Annotated in this window: 14 protein-coding genes; 8 read left to right on the forward strand and 6 right to left on the reverse strand. The window is 42.0% G+C overall.

Annotation, left to right across the window (positions count from 1 at the left end; all coding sequences use genetic code 11):
- Positions 1–99 precede the first annotated feature (99 nt).
- Positions 100–633 carry a lipocalin family protein gene (locus tag L0Z67_RS20135; RefSeq protein ID WP_062567833.1) on the reverse strand — a complete coding sequence of 178 codons (534 nt, stop codon included), beginning with the start codon at positions 631–633 and terminating at the stop codon, positions 100–102.
- A gap of 102 nt (positions 634–735) precedes the next feature.
- Between L0Z67_RS20135 and L0Z67_RS20140 the strand changes: the two genes are divergently transcribed.
- The 6 genes from L0Z67_RS20140 to L0Z67_RS20165 all read left to right on the forward strand — a co-directional run bounded on the left by L0Z67_RS20140 (position 736) and on the right by L0Z67_RS20165 (position 6,402).
- Positions 736–1,185, forward strand: a complete 450-nt coding sequence (locus L0Z67_RS20140) for a YaiI/YqxD family protein (protein ID WP_062567832.1) — start codon at positions 736–738, stop codon at positions 1,183–1,185.
- The gene (locus L0Z67_RS20145) at positions 1,185–1,721 is read left to right on the forward strand and encodes a DUF6942 family protein (RefSeq protein WP_062568165.1); all 537 of its coding nucleotides are present in this window, start codon (positions 1,185–1,187) and stop codon (positions 1,719–1,721) included. The genes L0Z67_RS20140 and L0Z67_RS20145 overlap by 1 nt, the downstream gene beginning before the upstream one ends.
- Positions 1,722–1,787: 66 nt before the next feature.
- Complete coding sequence (locus tag L0Z67_RS20150) at positions 1,788–2,156, forward strand: response regulator (protein ID WP_062567831.1); 369 nt, start codon at positions 1,788–1,790, stop codon at positions 2,154–2,156.
- Between the two features lie 27 nt (positions 2,157–2,183).
- Positions 2,184–2,999: an ABC transporter substrate-binding protein gene (locus L0Z67_RS20155; protein ID WP_062567830.1), complete on the forward strand. Its 816-nt coding sequence runs from the start codon at positions 2,184–2,186 to the stop codon at positions 2,997–2,999.
- A 131-nt stretch (positions 3,000–3,130) separates the two neighbouring features.
- Positions 3,131–4,828, forward strand: coding sequence for a gamma-glutamyltransferase (ggt, locus tag L0Z67_RS20160; RefSeq protein WP_062567829.1), 1,698 nt, complete (start codon positions 3,131–3,133; stop codon positions 4,826–4,828).
- Positions 4,829–5,595: 767 nt separating this feature from the next.
- A complete protein-coding gene (locus tag L0Z67_RS20165) occupies positions 5,596–6,402 on the forward strand; it encodes an alpha/beta fold hydrolase (RefSeq protein WP_392353415.1) in 807 nt (268 codons plus the stop codon).
- 303 nt (positions 6,403–6,705) lie between these two features.
- Here L0Z67_RS20165 and L0Z67_RS20170 read toward each other — a convergent pair whose 3' ends face one another.
- The 5 genes from L0Z67_RS20170 to L0Z67_RS20190 all read right to left on the reverse strand — a co-directional run bounded on the left by L0Z67_RS20170 (position 6,706) and on the right by L0Z67_RS20190 (position 12,937).
- The gene (locus L0Z67_RS20170) at positions 6,706–7,368 is read right to left on the reverse strand and encodes a class I SAM-dependent methyltransferase (RefSeq protein ID WP_392353417.1); all 663 of its coding nucleotides are present in this window, start codon (positions 7,366–7,368) and stop codon (positions 6,706–6,708) included.
- Positions 7,369–7,377: 9 nt separating this feature from the next.
- Positions 7,378–11,031: an AAA family ATPase gene (locus L0Z67_RS20175; protein WP_392353418.1), complete on the reverse strand. Its 3,654-nt coding sequence runs from the start codon at positions 11,029–11,031 to the stop codon at positions 7,378–7,380.
- Positions 11,028–12,260: an exonuclease SbcCD subunit D C-terminal domain-containing protein gene (locus L0Z67_RS20180; RefSeq protein ID WP_392353420.1), complete on the reverse strand. Its 1,233-nt coding sequence runs from the start codon at positions 12,258–12,260 to the stop codon at positions 11,028–11,030. Before L0Z67_RS20180 ends, L0Z67_RS20175 begins: the two co-directional genes overlap by 4 nt.
- Before the next feature lie 69 nt (positions 12,261–12,329).
- Positions 12,330–12,566 carry a hypothetical protein gene (locus L0Z67_RS20185; protein ID WP_062567824.1) on the reverse strand — a complete coding sequence of 79 codons (237 nt, stop codon included), beginning with the start codon at positions 12,564–12,566 and terminating at the stop codon, positions 12,330–12,332.
- A 134-nt stretch (positions 12,567–12,700) separates the two neighbouring features.
- Positions 12,701–12,937: a hypothetical protein gene (locus tag L0Z67_RS20190; protein ID WP_062567823.1), complete on the reverse strand. Its 237-nt coding sequence runs from the start codon at positions 12,935–12,937 to the stop codon at positions 12,701–12,703.
- A 272-nt stretch (positions 12,938–13,209) separates the two neighbouring features.
- Between L0Z67_RS20190 and L0Z67_RS20195 the strand changes: the two genes are divergently transcribed.
- Together L0Z67_RS20195 and L0Z67_RS20200 are read left to right on the forward strand one after the other, a co-directional pair.
- Positions 13,210–15,648 (forward strand): M1 family metallopeptidase, encoded by a 2,439-nt coding sequence (locus L0Z67_RS20195; protein ID WP_392353421.1) that lies wholly within the window; start codon positions 13,210–13,212, stop codon positions 15,646–15,648.
- Positions 15,648–16,151, forward strand: a complete 504-nt coding sequence (locus L0Z67_RS20200) for a DUF6702 family protein (RefSeq protein ID WP_062567821.1) — start codon at positions 15,648–15,650, stop codon at positions 16,149–16,151. Before L0Z67_RS20195 ends, L0Z67_RS20200 begins: the two co-directional genes overlap by 1 nt.
- Positions 16,152–16,244: the final 93 nt, after the last annotated feature.

Consider the following 16,244-nt stretch of genomic DNA (forward strand, 5'->3'; position numbering starts at 1 on the left):
TCACATGTTGCTTCAATTTAATAAAGCAGAGTTTGCCTTGGTTCAATGACAGTTGTGTTACACATCCATGATGTTTTAAAGACAACCTGTAAATCCCCTTTACAGGTTGTCATGCTCAACGAAGATTAATTCTTCGGTTTTAAAGCCATATTTTTTAGCTGTGTCTTTAAAGTCTTTTAATTGTGCTTCGCTCACCTTGGGTGTTCTTGATAGGAACCATAAATATTCTTTGTTGTAGCCGGTGATATATGCATATTGATAATTTTCTTTATCTAATTCAAAAATCACATATGAGCTGTAGAATGGGCCAAAGAAAGAAACCTCTAAATGACCTATGTTAGGTTTGCTCGCAAATTTAGCTTTGCCTTGGGCTTGCTCCCATGCTTGTTCCTCAAGATTGTAGCCTCTGTTAATTACTTTTACACTGCCATCAGGGTTTACTGAATATTGAGCTGTTATTCCTTCTAAGCCACGCTCAAAAGAGTGATCTAGCCGCGCAATTTCATACCAAGTACCTGTGTATTTATTGAGTTCAAAGTTCTCAACAGGTTTTATGTTCTCTGGAGTGCCAGTACACGCAGAGAGTATCGTAGAGGTAATTGCTATAATGAGAAGTTTATGGAAGTTGCGCACGTAAAGCTCCTTTTAAAATCAAATATTTTAATACGTTAATAGCGGTAAATAAGTTCAATTACGGTAAACTATCTCATACTTAAAAATTCTGTCGAGAGTGCTATGAAAATTTGGGTTGATGCGGATGCCTGTCCTACTGTTATTAAAGAGATATTATTTCGCGCAGCAGAGCGCACGCAAACAGTTACAACGCTGGTTGCTAATCATGCGATGCGTATCCCACCTTCAAAGTTTATTTCGCGTATACAGGTTTCATCAGGGTTTGATATTGCTGATAACGAGATTGTGAAACGTGTTGAAGCGGGTGATTTGGTTATCACGGGTGATATTCCACTTGCTGCAGAAGTAATAGAAAAAAATGCACAAGCGCTGAATCCTCGTGGAGAGCTGTATACCACGGAGAATATTCGCTCTAGATTAAACGTACGAGATTTTATGGAAACAATGCGTTCTAGTGGAGTTGAAATGTCGGGAGGGCCACCGCCTCTTAGCCAAGCCGACAGGCAAAACTTTGCCAATAATTTAGATCGCATTCTTGCAAAAAAATTATGATGGACACAAAGAAACGGCTACAGGGTTTTGGAGACAGCAAATTCACCGTTGCAGTATATATTGAAAAGCGCCCACCCATGGCGCCGTGGCAAACACTCAATTTTTTGCATGCAATGCAAGCAGGCGAAATTAATAGCATAAATCAAGCTTGCGGCAATGGCTGGAGAAAAGTTTTTAACGTATATGCTAAGGTGTTATTTGCTCTGCCTAGTGAGCATTTTAAATTTGCAAAGCAAGCGTGTGACTGGCAAACCTTCCGAGATGATTTATTACTGCAAGCTAACAGTTGCACTGCGCTTTTGTTTAGTCCGCCACTTTTAGATGTAAGTAACCAATTGCATATTATTGCAGGTCGTACTCATGCTAAAAAACTGATTCAATCAGGGCAGCTTAATTCACCACTAACTTGGATAGATGATGAGTTTGCCATTAGCAAGAGTGATAAGGTTATCGTATGCCCTTACTTCGATTATCGGCAATTGAGTAATAGTAAGATTGCTCGACTAAGCCAATTAGTGGCTGATATCTTAGCTTGAATACTCCATTGCGTTATTGAGTATGCAAACTAAGCTTAAGATATTATAAAAGCTAGTGTGCTTAGTATGAAAATTCTTGTTGTCGATGATATGCCTTTAATGCGCCATGTTTTAATAAACATGTTGCGCCGCCTTGATTATGATGACATCACAGAAGCAACAGATGGCAATCAAGCTATTGAGTTATTAGGAAAGCAACATTTTGACCTAGTCATTACTGATTTGCATATGCCAAAAATGGATGGTAAATGCTTACTTATGCAAATGCGAGATACACCTGATTTTAAGAGTATCCCTGTTTTAATGGTCACATGCGAAGACAGTAAAGAGACCGTGACAGATATGATTAGTGCTAAAGTTGATGGCTTTATTATTAAACCATTTTGCCTGAATACCCTAAATAAACAGCTGAGCCGCATTGTTAAGCATGACTAAAGTGATAGGTTTCGTGTGGAGTTGACTATGTTAATACGTCTGCTAAGCGTGTTGTTTTTTATGTTTGTAGGGGATGTGCTTGCTAAACAAAAAACACTGACACTGTATACTGAGTCTTTCCCTCCCTATAATTTCGAAAAAGAAGACCAAATTACGGGAATCAACACAGAGATTGTTCGGCTTCTTTGCGAAAACGCAAATTTACACTGTACTATTGACTTATACCCTTGGAAAAGAGCGATGCAACTAGTTTCAACGAGAGCCAATAGTGGCATCTTTTCAACTTCACGCACAGCACAAAGAGAATCGAAGTTTTATTGGGTTGGTCCATTAGCTTCTGGGCAAACATGTTTTTATAAGTTAGCGACTCGCTCAGATATAACTGTGAATAGTATGGCGTCTTTACGAAATTACACCGTAGGTGTGGCACGGGGAGATGTATATCACTCAGTTTTAATGGATTTAAATCTGGAAGAAGGTCAGCATTTTTTAACTTACTCAAAAAAATTTGAAGAGCTAAAAATGTTTAAAAGAGGCGAGCACGACTTATTAATTGGCTCGGCCTTAACACTGGCTTCTCAATTAGAAAAAGTGGGGTTAAGTCCCGAACAGCTAGCCCCCGTATTTGCGCTTAACCATCCTGCACTGGCTGGAAACTACTTAGCTCTGAATAAAAGCACATCAATTGAAACCGTAAAAGAGTTACAAAGTCATTTAAAGCAGTTAAAAGCAACCGAGCAAGTTGACGATATTGTTAGTCAGTTTATACCTTCGGCTCAGCAAAGCCACCCTTATGCATCCGCTATGTTAAAAGAGTGTTTTACCGGTAACGCTATTTATTAGTTTTTCTTAATGAAAGTCTAATTTAGCTCGGTTGTTGGCAATAGTCGTATTTTTTGGTCTTCGGACGCAAAGCTTTTGCTTAGCTTTAAATTGCTTTTTATAGTGAATAAAACAATAAAAGGGCAATAACGATGAAACCAACTCCACTCATTAAAAGGATAGTGTTAGCTCTATGCTTAGCTACAGCAGGCTCTACCCAAGCTTACGATCGCATCACAGGCCATAACTTTGCTAGCCGTTCAGAAGTCATCGCACAATCAGGTATGGTTGCAACATCACAGCCGTTAGCTACGCAGGTTGGCTTACAAGTACTAAAAGATGGTGGTAATGCCATTGATGCGGCGATTGCGGCAAACGCAGTGCTTGGCCTTGTTGAACCGACTGGATGTGGAGTTGGTGGGGATTTATTTGCCATTGTTTGGGATAATAAAAGCAAGCAACTATACGGCTTAAATGCCTCTGGTCGTTCACCACAAAGCTTGTCTTTCGATACCTTAAAAGCACAAGGCGACACCATTCCTGCTTATGGGCCGTTACCAGTGTCGGTTCCTGGTGCTGTCGATGGTTGGTTTGAGTTACATAAAAAGTTTGGCAAAACACCAATGAAAGCCTTACTCCAACCTGCTATCGACTACGCTGAAAATGGCTTCCCAGTGTCTGAACTGATTGCCTATTACATGCAAAAAAGTGTTGCTGCTCGTGGCAAATATCCGGGCTTTAAAGATGTGTATATGCCAAATGGGGCCATGCCTGAAAAAGGGGAAATCTTTAAGAACCCAGCCCTTGCAAGCACCTATCGCAAAATTGCCAAAGACGGCCGCGATGCCTTTTATAAAGGCGATATTGCTAAAGAAATTGGTCGCTACATGCAAGAAAACGGCGGCTACTTATCCTATGAAGATTTAGCTGCGCACCATAGCGAGTGGGTCAAACCTGTGAACGCTGATTATAGAGGGTATACGCTCTGGGAATTGCCACCAAATGGCCAAGGTATTGCTGCACAGCAAATTCTTAATATTCTTGAGGGTTACGATATCAAAGCAATGGGCTTTGATAGCCCAGAATACGTCCATACCTTTGTTGAGGCGAAAAAGCTCGCTTTTGCAGATCGTGCAAAATATTACGCGGATCCAGCGTTTAACACGATTCCTGTACAAACACTTATTTCGCAGCAGTATGCTGACCAAAGACGCAAACTGATAGACCCTAACAAGGCCGCAAAACGTGACCATGCAGGCCCAGTAGAAGGCGATACTATTTATATGACGACCGCCGATAAAGACGGCAACATGGTTTCGCTTATTCAAAGTAATTACCGTGGTATGGGCTCTGGTATGACACCTGCTAAATTAGGCTTTGTATTGCAAAACCGGGGCGAAATGTTCGCGCTTAAAAAAGGCCACATGAACCAATATGAGCCAGGTAAACGACCATTTCATACAATCATTCCTGCGTTTGTCACCAAAGATGGTAAGCCATATATGAGTTATGGCGTGATGGGCGGTGCGACGCAGCCACAAATGCATGCTCAAATACTTATCAACATGATTGATTTTGGCATGAACCTGCAAGAAGCCGGTGATGCGCCACGTATTCTGCATACGGGGTCATCGCAACCAACTGGTGAAATCATGGAGGATGGTGGTTTTGTTAGCTTAGAGTCAGGTTTTTCAATGGAAACCCGCCGTGAGCTAATAAAGAAAGGCCACACTTTGCAAGACGCCGTTGGCCCCTATGGTGGTTATCAAGCTATATTGAAAGACCCTAAAACCGGTGTTTATTATGGTGCATCTGAAACCCGTAAAGATGGTCAAGCAGCTGGGTATTAGGCTCGCAAGTTAGCGAGTTATAAAGATAAAGAGTAATATTACGAGCTTTGAGGTCGCAGCGATTTTACATCGCGTAGGCGTGAAATTTATTTCGCGCGATGATTCATAGCTCGTGGGTTGGGTAGAGAGGAGTGATACCCAACAAGTTAGTAGGTTGTGAATTAAGTGTCTTAGCTCGTATCAGATCTTACAGTTTAGGTGAGAAGGTATAAACCTCGTCTAACAGGCGGCTATGAGCGGATAAAAGGCGGTCACAGCTAGTTAGTGCTAATGACTTTATTTTATAAAGCGGACGTTCTTGTAACGCATTTTGCCCCAAAGTGCGTTAGCGTAATTACTCTATAGGTCGGCTCTGAGCGAGAACCAGTCATTTAAGAGAGTTGTTGAACTTAGCCGCTATGTGGAGAGCCTACTCAGGACATTTGAGCCACACTTACCTAAGGGTTATTCCATTACTGGAAGGCAAGTCATGAATAAACTCATTAAATAAGTTAATACTGAAATAGCCTATAGTGGTTGCTTATAAAGCCTAATTTAGTTGTAATAACAACATGACAAACACTGAGCAATATAGGGACAGCATAGATGCGACAGGCGCGCCGATTAAGCAGGCTTGGTGTAGCTTAGGTCATAAAAGCAAATTCCCTTAGCATAAAAACACCAATTCTCACACACCGAGCAGGTAGCGCCTCAATCCAACAAGCGATTATGCAACACAAACTGCGTGTCGCATAAAAGCTAAAATGTTAATGTTTTAAGGAGTAGTTTTGAAGTTAATCACGTTTATTGGTATCGCATTATCTTTTACTGTTTCAGCTCAACCGACACTTATCAACGTCAATGAATTTGAACTTGAGTATGAAGTTGCAGGTAATGGTAAGCATATAGTTCTTTTGGAGGCCGGTGGTAGTGCTGGCATGTCTGACTGGGAGCCCGTTTTTAACCAAATAGCTGAGCATGCCACGGTTATTCGTTATTCTAGAGTTGGAAATGGCAACTCCACAGCTATTAAGAGGCATTTTACATCAAGTGATTATGCAGAATACGCCAGCGAGTTTTTAGTTGCATTAGATGTTAACCAGCCGGTCATTTTAGTTGCTCATTCATATGGTGGCAGCGTTGCGAGAGAGTTCGCCGCAGCTTACCCAAAAAAAATAAAAGCACTGTTAATGTTAGACCCGTCTTCCGAACATGATGTTGATATATTGCGTGCTATTGATTTAGAAAAAGCTAATCGAGAAATTGCTCAGATCAAACTGGATGACATGGCCGATGGTATGTCGAACCAATATCTAGATTTCTGGAGTAAAAGACCGCTACCTGATTACCCACAAATCAAAGATATGCCCGTAACAGTGATTACCTCTGTAAGAAAAGTAGAAAGACCAGCCAATTTGTTTTTCACGGATCAGGGCAGAAAAATGTGGGGTGAACTATGGCAGGAGTGGGCGAGTGCTTTCCCACAGGGTAAATCTGTGTTGACTGGAAAAAGTGGTCATTTTGTGCAGATTGATGAGCCAGAACTGGTTTTAAATGAGCTTTTAGTACTGATGCAAAAGCTGGATAACCACTAACAAGCAAAGGCAACCGACCCCAAACAACTATGGACGTTACCAATGTCTGGTATAGAGCCGTCATTCGGCTCTGAAACATTTTGTCCAGAAATGAGTTCATCGACTCAAGGCACAAAGCTGTTATTCTCGGTAAGATTCAACTCTAATAATCAAATGTGGCAGATCAAGTAAAGTTACAAGCTTTGAGCTCTCAGATTGAACCCCTTAAGAGAGCAAATTTCGACGTGGTAGCAGCGGGTTTACCGTGTAATTATTGATATGCTGCTTGGCATGTGGCGCGATGCAAAATCGCGCCTACAGCTATTAACTCCCAACCACATACCCTGTAAAACCAAGCACTTTAAAATACTGTTTAGGGGTGCTGAATCCAGTTTCATTTACTAATTCAGAAAAACGAATTCGGTCTAATGGGTAAAACTCGTGCTCTAGGTTGTGGCGTATGCGCTCTGTGCCGGCTTCAGTCAAACCTAACTGTGAACAAAGCTGTAGTTGTGACTCGCGCTCAAAAGCAGATTCTGGGCGCATTAAATCGGCAATGTATAAGTTGCTCGATTTTTTGAGCTTGCTGTGAATCGCTTTTAATAGTGCTTTTTTATCGCCGTTATCTTCAACAAAGTGCATGACTAGTAAACACAGTGCGGCGTCACACTGGCTGTCGATGCCGTTGATATCACCGCAATGCACTGTTACTCGGTCACTGATGTTATGCTGGCCAAACTGCTGCTCGGCAATATCGAGCATGTCTTGTGAGATATCTTGAGCAATAAACTGCCAGCCTGGTTTTAACGCCGCTAATTCAATGATTTCTTTACCTGTTCCGGCACCAACCACTAAAATGCACGCATTATCGTTCAGCGTTGTTGCTAATTGGGCTGCGGTTGCTTGATGTAATAGCTCATAACCTGGAACTAGTCGCAAAATACGTTCGTCGTAGTGACTTGCTTCTTCATGATTAAAAGTTGGCATGCTAATCCTTTAAATAACTGAGATGGTCGAATAACCACCTGGTTTTTTCGCCACATGCACTTGGGTGGCAACGCGTTCGGTCATTTCTGAGACGTGAGAAATCACCCCGACTTTGCGGCCCTGTGCTTGCAGAGAATCAAGAGCATCCATCGCGATGCTTAACGTTTCACTGTCCAACGTACCAAAACCTTCGTCGATAAACAAAGAGTTTATTTGCACTTTATTTGACGATAAGGAGGCAAGCCCTAATGCGAGGGCTAACGACACCAAAAATGACTCACCACCCGATAACGTATTAACAGAGCGCTGCTCATCGGCCATATCTCTATCGATAATTGCGATATCGAGGGTTTGTCCTATAGCGGTTAATTTGTAGCGTTTATTTAGTGTCTGTAAGTGACTATTCGCGTAGTGCAACAGTATTTTTAAGGTTTGCGTTTGTGCTAAATTACGCATGGTTTTGCCGCTGGCATCCCCCAATACCTTATTGAGTAGATGCCAGTGTTCATAGCTTTTTTGCTGCTCTACTAATTGCTTTTGTTTATCTGCCAGCGCTTGGCTATTTTGTTGATGGGTTTTAAGCTCCGTCGCAACTTGCAATAATGCGTTATTAGCTTGCACTTGTTGCTCTGTTGTTTGATTAAGCTGTATTTGCAGCTCATCTTCACTCAGTGCAGGTTTATCTTTTTGGTGCTGAGCTTGAGCTTTTTGTAACTGTTTTAACAGTGCCTCAGCGTCTTTTAAGCTACTCTCGGCAGTGTGGTGATCAGCCAATGTTTTCTTGATCTCAGTTGGGTTTATCGTTAATAGCTGACTAACTGCTTGTTCATCCAAACTTGGGTGCTGCGCTTTAAAATCGCTAAACCAATGGCTAAAGCGTTCATTAAGTGCCGCATGTTCAGCGTTTAGTTCTTTTTCACGTTCGTCAAGATTTGCTATTTGAATGGCTTGTTCGTCACGCGCCTTCACCGCATTACTATGGGTTGTCAGGGCAAGTTGCAGTGCCTGCTGCGCGGAATCTACCGCCTTTTCAAGCTCTGCTATAAACTCATCTACCGATATTGCTGCGTTACTCAATAAGCCCTCGCGCTTTGATTGTATCTGCGTTAATTCGGTTTGAGTTTGGCTTAGTTGCTCGTTGCACTGAGTTAAAGAGGTATGTGCTTCGTTAAGCTGCGGTGTTACATGCGCAAGGTGCTGCTCAATGGCTTTTAAACTAGCTTTAAGCTCATCCGCAGTTTGCAGCGACGCCTGATAAGCCTCAACGTGCTCTGCAATGACCTCTAAAGAAATGTTTTGTGTATTGAGTGCCTGCCACCAAGGTGCACTGGTGAACTGTTGATTCAGTGTGGCATGTAGCTGCTGATGCTCATCATTGAGCTCATTTAAGCGTGTTTGCAGATTATTTAGCTGTTGCTGCAATTCGTTTAGTTGCTGCTCTTTACTATGCAGCGTTTGCCCTTGCTTATTGTACTCAGCTTGCTTAGCTGCAAGCGTATTTTGCAGCTGTTGTTGCTGCTCAAGAGTTTTATAGTATTGCTGTTTTTGCAGGCTGAGCTGTTGCTGACGCTCGTTTAACTGAGCTTCGGTTAAATCATTTAGCTCAGTACGGCTTGCTGCCATAGTTTCTTTGAGGCTCTGTTGTTGAGCACTCAGTTCTGAGATTTGCCCGTTTAATGAGCTTATCTGTTGGCTGCATGCCGCCAGCTCATTACTTTTAGCTTGCTGTAATGTTTGCTGAGCTTTTAAATGCTGTTTGGCGTTAGTTAGCTCCCTGGTAAAGTCGTTAATAAGCTGGCTAAATTGCTCGTTCACCATTTCTTCATGCATAAATGGGTGCTCTTTTGAGCCACATACCGCGCACGGCTCCCCTGCTTTTAAGGTGGCACGTAACTGGCTGACTCCTTCACTGGCTCTTAATTGCACTTGCTGTAAGTTTTGCTCACAAAGCGAAACCTGTTGCTGTGCTTGTTCTGCCCCTTGCTGCGCATCTTTTAGTGCGGTTTGTAGTTGCTGCTCAGTTTGGCTTAATGTGTTTAGCTGGGTTTGCCAATTTTTTAACTGCTGATGATTAGTTTGCCACACTTGGCGTTTTTCAATCAGGTGTTTAATCGCCTCAAGCCCCGCATCAATATCCGCCATTGATTGGGTATTTAAACTCGATTTAAAGGCGGTATCTTGCTCATTTAAGCGCTGAATTTCTTGTTCAAGGATTTGAAATTGAGTTTTGCACTGCTGCGCGGCTGCTTGCTGCTCATCAATTTTAGGCTGAAGAGAGTTTACGTTTTGCTGTGATTGGCTAATCGTGTGCTGTTGCTGGCTAAAGCGGCTTAACTCACTTTTATAGAATGACCAGTCTTTCGCTAATGGTTGCCATTGTGCATGTGCCTCTAAATAGCCATTGATTTGCGCTTGCTGCTCGAGCTGTTTTTGCTGCTCGGCTTTATGGCTATTTAGTGTATTACTCAGCTCTTGATGATGGTGCTTTGCTTTTTCTGCTTGTACTTTTTGCGCCGTTGCTTGCTGATTTAAAACCGCAAGTTGTTTATCTAACTCACGGGCCTGGCTAATAATAGGTTGCGCGTCTTTTTGTGCTTGCTTTGCTTGGTTTAGTTGCGCAGTTTGCTTCTCAAGCGTTTGCTCAGCGTCTTTGATTAGTGTTTTATGGTCAACGTTTAAAAGCTGCTCCCGGTTTTTAATAAGTTGCCCATGTTGAGCTGTAATCGAAGTGACGCGTTCACGGTTATCCTTTATTTCTAAGCATTGCTGGGCTTGTTTTGCTTCAGTGGCTTTTTCAGCAAGCGCGTGCATTTGTTGCTGTAACTCTTGCTTTGCTTGCTCAGCTTGGTTTAGCTGTTGTTGCTGCTGCAATGCTTGTTTATACCACGCTTGGAACTGTTCAAATTGTTTTATTTGTTTTTGTAACTCAGCAAGTTTAGCCTCAAGCGCTTTGTGTTCTGCTTGTTTAGTTTCGACCTCTTCAGGGCTTAAAACCTGATAATTACTTAAACTTAACTTTAACTGCTCTAATGCTTGCAGCTGCTCACGATGGCGTTCAAAAATTCGCTGACCAATACGGCTAAATTTATCGGTGCCTGTCAAACATTCAAGTAATTGCGCACGTTCATCACCGGTTGCTTTTAAAAAGGCGGCAAATTCATGTTGTGCAAGCAGTACAGCTCGTGAGAACTGTTCAAAGCTCAAACCAATAATACGTTCAATTTCTTTACCTGCTGCGCTTCTATCAGCGATGAGGGCTTCATCAGGTAATGAATAGAGGCTATGTTGTGCGGGCTGTAATTTACCATCAGCTTTATTACGAGCGCGGCTAAAGCTTAACCTTGCACGGTAAAGCTGTTTGTCTTGGCCTATAAAGTCGACTTCGGCAAACCCCTGCCCTGCCCCGCGGCGTAATAAGTTTCGCGAGTCATTGAGTTTGATGTTGTCGCCATTAAAGTCAATTTTATTGCCTGTATCACCTCGTAGTCGTGCGGTTTTGTTGTACAGTGCTAAGCAAACGGCATCGAGTAAAGTACTTTTACCTGCGCCAGTATCACCCGTGATGGCAAATAGTCCCGCCTCTTTTAAAGGCGAAGTGCTAAAGTCGACTTCGGCGTCTAAGATAGAGGCGAGTTGATGAACTCGAATCGCTAAAATTTTCATAGTAGGTCCTCTGCATTCAACTCATCGATCACTTGGCTTAGTAAGCCTTCTAGCTCTTTTGGCACCGCCTGTCCTGCCATATCTTTATTGTTTGCAAATGCTTGCTCTAAAAGTGAATGTGGGTTTAGCGCTTCAATTTGCGAGACATCTTCAAATAGGGTTTGTTCATCGTCTTGCTGATTGTTTTGCTGACGCACCCTTTCAATACCACAGAACTTAACCTGCTTACCTTCAAGGGCTTGTTCTATTTGTTCTCTGAAAGTGGTGTCAGTGTCATGGGCACTCAATTTAACCCGCAGATATGGTGCTAAATCTTCATCTGTTAAATCGAGCTGTTTTATAAGCTCACAGAGTTCGTTTAGTGGCACACAGTCTTTTTCCGGTAGCAACAAGACTTTACAAAAACTAGGGATGTAAAGGGGGTTTACAGAAGTACCTGAGTCACTAATCTCGACTAGCACAACTTGATGCTGGTAGCGTCTTTCAGAAAATGACATTGGCATTGGCGTGCCACTGTAGCGAATGGTCTCTTTCTTCGCGACGGTTTGAGCCTTATGAAGATGCCCTAGCGCGACATAATCGGGTTGATCAGTAAATATGCTTGCCGATATCGCATCTTCACCACCAATCACTAAGTTGCGTTCAGAATCAGATGAGATGTCTCCGCCTTTTGCATGCAGGTGGCCCATGGCAATTAATGGCGCGTTTGGTAATTCGCTTGCTGCTTGTAATGCATCTTTGTAGGCAAGGGCAACGGCTTGGTTGTAACTTAACGGTTGCTCTTGTTGGCGGTTATAACTGCTTAAATCACTGTTACGTAAAAATGGCATGGCAACAACATTCGCATCGCCGTTTTTTGTGCTGATTGCCAGGACTACTTCATGAGGAGCATTGCTATCAAAGCGGCCAACAACATGCGTATCAAACTGAGCCAATAAAGGCTTTGCCGCCATAATTCGATTTGCTGAATCATGGTTACCAGCAATAATCACTATGTGTAAGTCAGGGCAATGGTGCTTAGTGGTTTTAATAAATTGGTAGAGTTGGTTTTCTGCGCTGGCAGGTGGCGTTGCCGTATGATAAATGTCACCCGCAACCAGTAATAAGTCGATCTGTTCTGAGACAAGCGTATCGGTTAACCAAGCTAGAAATGCTTGATGCTCATCGAATCGGGAGTGCTCGTAGAATTGTTGGCCTAAATGCCAATCAGATGTATGAAGGACTTTCATTAAACGCTCTTATTATTTATTAAGAGCGTCAATATACCTAAGCTGAGCCAAGATGCCCAGCTTGGTTTGTTAACTTAAGCTATACCAAGCAAAAACCACCATAGGTAGAGCTAGCAACGCCATAATCAATGGAACTTTAAGCGCTTTAGTTTGTTTTGCTTGTAAAATCTTTAGGGCATTCGTTTCATTACATGCCGCTACTTTATCAATATAAAAATACCCTGAATCAAGGTACTGTTTACAATTTTGTTCGTCCGCTGGAATTGCAATTAGTTCTTGTTGTTTTTTTAGGATATAGAAATCCATAAGCCCACCGAATTCTAAGCTGTTTACCGACACATTTTTGGGATAAATACAGCTTCTGCATTGACCCAAAATCAAAAAAGTGGGCGATTTTAAATACAAATGGCAGTAAATTTCAATAGAAAATGCCGCAAAAATTAATTTATTGCGAAAATAATGAAAATTAGAGTCAAAATTACTAAAGATGAGCCTAAAAACAGTCCTTTTTTAGTCCATTTTGAACTGGGAGATGTACGTGCTAACGCATCGTCTTCATCACATGCGTTGATCACTTCAATATATTCAAAGCCACGTTCTTTGTACTCGTTTAAAATTGATTCTTGCGCAGGAATAGCGGCTAAACGAGAGTCTTTTTTTACAATATAAAACTTCATCTAATCACCTTTATTACTGTTAAACAAAATTTGACCAAGTTGGCTTAAAATTAACTGTAATACTTTGTAATGAATTCGTGCTGAATTAAAAATAACCAATGCGTCTGTAAACCCCCTTTACATTGCCTGAAAGTAGGGATATATAACGGCAAAAATAGTTCATTGCACAAAGGTGAATACTAACCTGAAAAACTAGCATTTTATCGTGATTTTATTGCAACCTTGTTAGCTGTTTGAGATGGTAGGCTTACACTTAATTTACAGGATTAACAATGAAAAAAGCAGTTCTCCATTTGAGTGCTTTGGTATTGCCTTTGGCAGTGTCCTCAGCAGTCATGGCGTCATCGGTAGAGCAAACTAAAGGCTCGTTTGTTGATAAGTTTCGTCAGTTAGATGAAGCACTCCCTACCCCAAATGTATATAGAAGTGCGGCGGGTGCCCCTGCCGAAAACTACTGGCAGCAACAGGTAAACTACGACATTGATGCTAAGCTTGATGAAAAGAAACGCCGTTTAACAGCAAGCCAAACAATTGAATATAAAAATAACTCGCCTCACACTTTAAAGTACCTTTGGTTACAACTAGACCAAAATATCTTTAAATCTGACTCAATTGCTGAAATGACATCGACTTTTAATGGTAAAACATTGCAAGGTGACCCTCAGCCAAAATCAACTAAATTGAGTTTAGGACAGTTACGTCGTCAGCAATTCATGGCCGACAACGAGCTGGGTTATCAAATCGCCAATGTTAAAGACGAAGACGGAAAAGAGCTTAAAGTTACTGTAGTAGATACATTAATGCGTATCGACTTAAACGAACCGCTTAAACCGGGTAAAGACGTTGAGTTCAGCATGGACTTCGCCTTTAACATTGTTGAAGAAGATGCCGTTGGTGCACGCTCGGGTTATGAGCATTTTGAAGAAGATGGTAACGATATCTTCTTATTAGCGCAGTGGTTCCCTCGTCTTGCTGCGTATACTGACTATGAAGCTTGGACGAACAAAGCGTTCTTAGGGAGTGGTGAATTTACCCTTGAATTTGGTAACTACGACGTTGAATTAACGGTTCCTGCAGACCACATTGTATCTGCAACAGGTAAGCTGGATAACCCGAGCAGCGTTCTAACTAGTACGCAGCGTAAACGCTTAGAGCAAGCTGAAGATGCCAAACGCCCTGTTTTTATCGTGACTGAAGAAGAGGCACTCGAAAACGAAAAAGAAGGCACAGACAAAACTAAAACATGGCATTTTAAAGCTGAAAATGTCCGTGACTTTGCATGGGCCTCATCACGTAAATTTATGTGGGATGCTAAGGGCTACCATCAAGGTGGTAAAGACCAGCCGTTAGTGATGGCGATGTCTTTCTACCCGAAAGAGGGTGGCGATCTCTGGAAGAAATACTCTACAGAAGCTGTTGTTCATACGATGGAAGTGTATTCGCGCTTCTCATTTGACTACCCTTACCCTGTGGCACAGTCAGTTAATGGCCCTGTCGGTGGTATGGAATACCCCATGATCACCTTCAATGGTCCGCGCACAGACTTGCAAGATGACGGAACACGTACCTACTCTCAAGCAGAAAAACGCTTCTTAATCGGCGTTGTTATCCATGAAGTTGGGCATATTTATTTCCCAATGGTGGTGAATTCTGATGAGCGTCAATGGACGTGGATGGATGAAGGTCTTAACAGCTTCTTAGATGGTGTTGCTGGTCGTGAGTGGGACCACACAATTCCTTGGGGTGTTGAGCCTCGCGATATCGTTGAATACATGAAGTCAGAAAACCAAGTGCCGGTTATGACACAGTCAGACAGTGTATTACGTTTAGGCCCTAATGCTTATACTAAGCCTGCTGCCGCACTTAACATATTACGTGAAGTGATCCTTGGTCGTGAGTTATTTGACTTTGCATTTAAAGAGTATGCGCAGCGTTGGAAATACAAACGCCCTACTCCAGCTGATTTTTTCCGTACAATGGAAGAAGCGTCTGGCGTTGACCTTGATTGGTTCTGGCGTGGTTGGTTCTACACCACAGATCACGTTGATATCTCGTTAGATAAAGTTTATCAGTTACGTTTAGACACCAAAAACCCTGATATCGACTTTAACCGTTTGCGTGACATCGAAGCTGACAAGCCAATGCCATTATTCGTGCAACGTAATAAAGAAGAAGGTAAAAAACTGTGGGTTGAAGAAAACCCAGATGTCACTGACTTCTATGATGAAAACGACCGCTTTACGGTAACTAATAAAGAGCGCAACGCGTACAATAAATTCCTAAAAGGCCTAGAGCTTTGGGAACGTAAAACATTTGAGCGTGCAATCAAAGAAGATAAGAACTACTACGTACTTGAGTTCTCAAACTTAGGGGGCTTAGTAATGCCTATCTTACTAGAGCTTACTTATGAAGATGGTACGAAAGAAGAGCAGTACATTCCGGCTGAAATTTGGCGTCGTAACCATAAGCATGTTCAAAAGCTAATTGTAACAGAGAAGGGTAAAAACCTAGCGTCTGTTGCGGTTGACCCTCGTTGGGAAACTGCGGATGTAGATGTAGAAAACAATAACTACCCGCGTCGTATTATTCCATCACGTATTGAAGTGTATAAGCGTGAGAAGAGTAAAGCGAAAGTCAGCCGCGATATCATGCAAGATATTAAAACAGAGCTGAAAAAGGGCGATGAAAAAGATGCCCAGGAGCAACAATAATGCGCTTTGTAGCCATTGTTTTTGCTTTATTACTGAGTGCGCCTAGTATGGCGCACCAGTTAAAAGCGTCTGTGACAACTGTGCTGTTTAATAAACGTACAAACAACATAGAGCTTATGCATCGCTTTTATTTGCATGATACGGAGCATGCTGTTGAATATTTGTTCGACGGTAATGCTGATATCTTAAGTAATAAAGACGACCAAAAGCGTTTTGCTGATTATGTTGAGTCACATATTGCCCTGCAAACTTTAGATGGTAAGCCACTTGAACTTAAAAAAGTGGGTGCACAAGTTGATGGTAAATTCTTTTGGGTTTATCAGGAAGTCACGATCCCAGAGGGAATTCATGGCATTCGTATGAGCAACGGAGCACTTCGCGACCTTTGGCCTGCACAAGTGAATATGGTAAATATTGAGGGTAAAGGGAAAGTAAAAACACTGACCTTTAGCCAAGATGATACCTGGCTTGAAGCTAAGTTTGAGGCGTTAGAACCTCAATAGACTTATACAAAAGGATTAAAAAACTTGGCTTTTTAATCCTTTGATCCTTTAATAAAGCTATATCGTACACTATCTTATTAGTGGGTATAAACA

Source organism: Pseudoalteromonas sp. PB2-1, from assembly GCF_045040605.1.
Lineage (GTDB): Bacteria > Pseudomonadota > Gammaproteobacteria > Enterobacterales > Alteromonadaceae > Pseudoalteromonas > Pseudoalteromonas arabiensis.

Coding starts and splice junctions, on each gene's coding strand:
- L0Z67_RS20170 (WP_392353417.1), bottom strand. CDS start 7,368: ATGCCAACTTTTAATCATGAAGAAGCAAGTCACTACGACGAACGTATT.
- L0Z67_RS20150 (WP_062567831.1), top strand. CDS start 1,788: ATGAAAATTCTTGTTGTCGATGATATGCCTTTAATGCGCCATGTTTTA.
- L0Z67_RS20180 (WP_392353420.1), bottom strand. CDS start 12,260: ATGAAAGTCCTTCATACATCTGATTGGCATTTAGGCCAACAATTCTAC.
- L0Z67_RS20190 (WP_062567823.1), bottom strand. CDS start 12,937: ATGAAGTTTTATATTGTAAAAAAAGACTCTCGTTTAGCCGCTATTCCT.
- L0Z67_RS20140 (WP_062567832.1), top strand. CDS start 736: ATGAAAATTTGGGTTGATGCGGATGCCTGTCCTACTGTTATTAAAGAG.
- L0Z67_RS20185 (WP_062567824.1), bottom strand. CDS start 12,566: ATGGATTTCTATATCCTAAAAAAACAACAAGAACTAATTGCAATTCCA.
- L0Z67_RS20155 (WP_062567830.1), top strand. CDS start 2,184: ATGTTAATACGTCTGCTAAGCGTGTTGTTTTTTATGTTTGTAGGGGAT.
- ggt (WP_062567829.1), top strand. CDS start 3,131: ATGAAACCAACTCCACTCATTAAAAGGATAGTGTTAGCTCTATGCTTA.
- L0Z67_RS20200 (WP_062567821.1), top strand. CDS start 15,648: ATGCGCTTTGTAGCCATTGTTTTTGCTTTATTACTGAGTGCGCCTAGT.
- L0Z67_RS20175 (WP_392353418.1), bottom strand. CDS start 11,031: ATGAAAATTTTAGCGATTCGAGTTCATCAACTCGCCTCTATCTTAGAC.
- L0Z67_RS20195 (WP_392353421.1), top strand. CDS start 13,210: ATGAAAAAAGCAGTTCTCCATTTGAGTGCTTTGGTATTGCCTTTGGCA.
- L0Z67_RS20145 (WP_062568165.1), top strand. CDS start 1,185: ATGGACACAAAGAAACGGCTACAGGGTTTTGGAGACAGCAAATTCACC.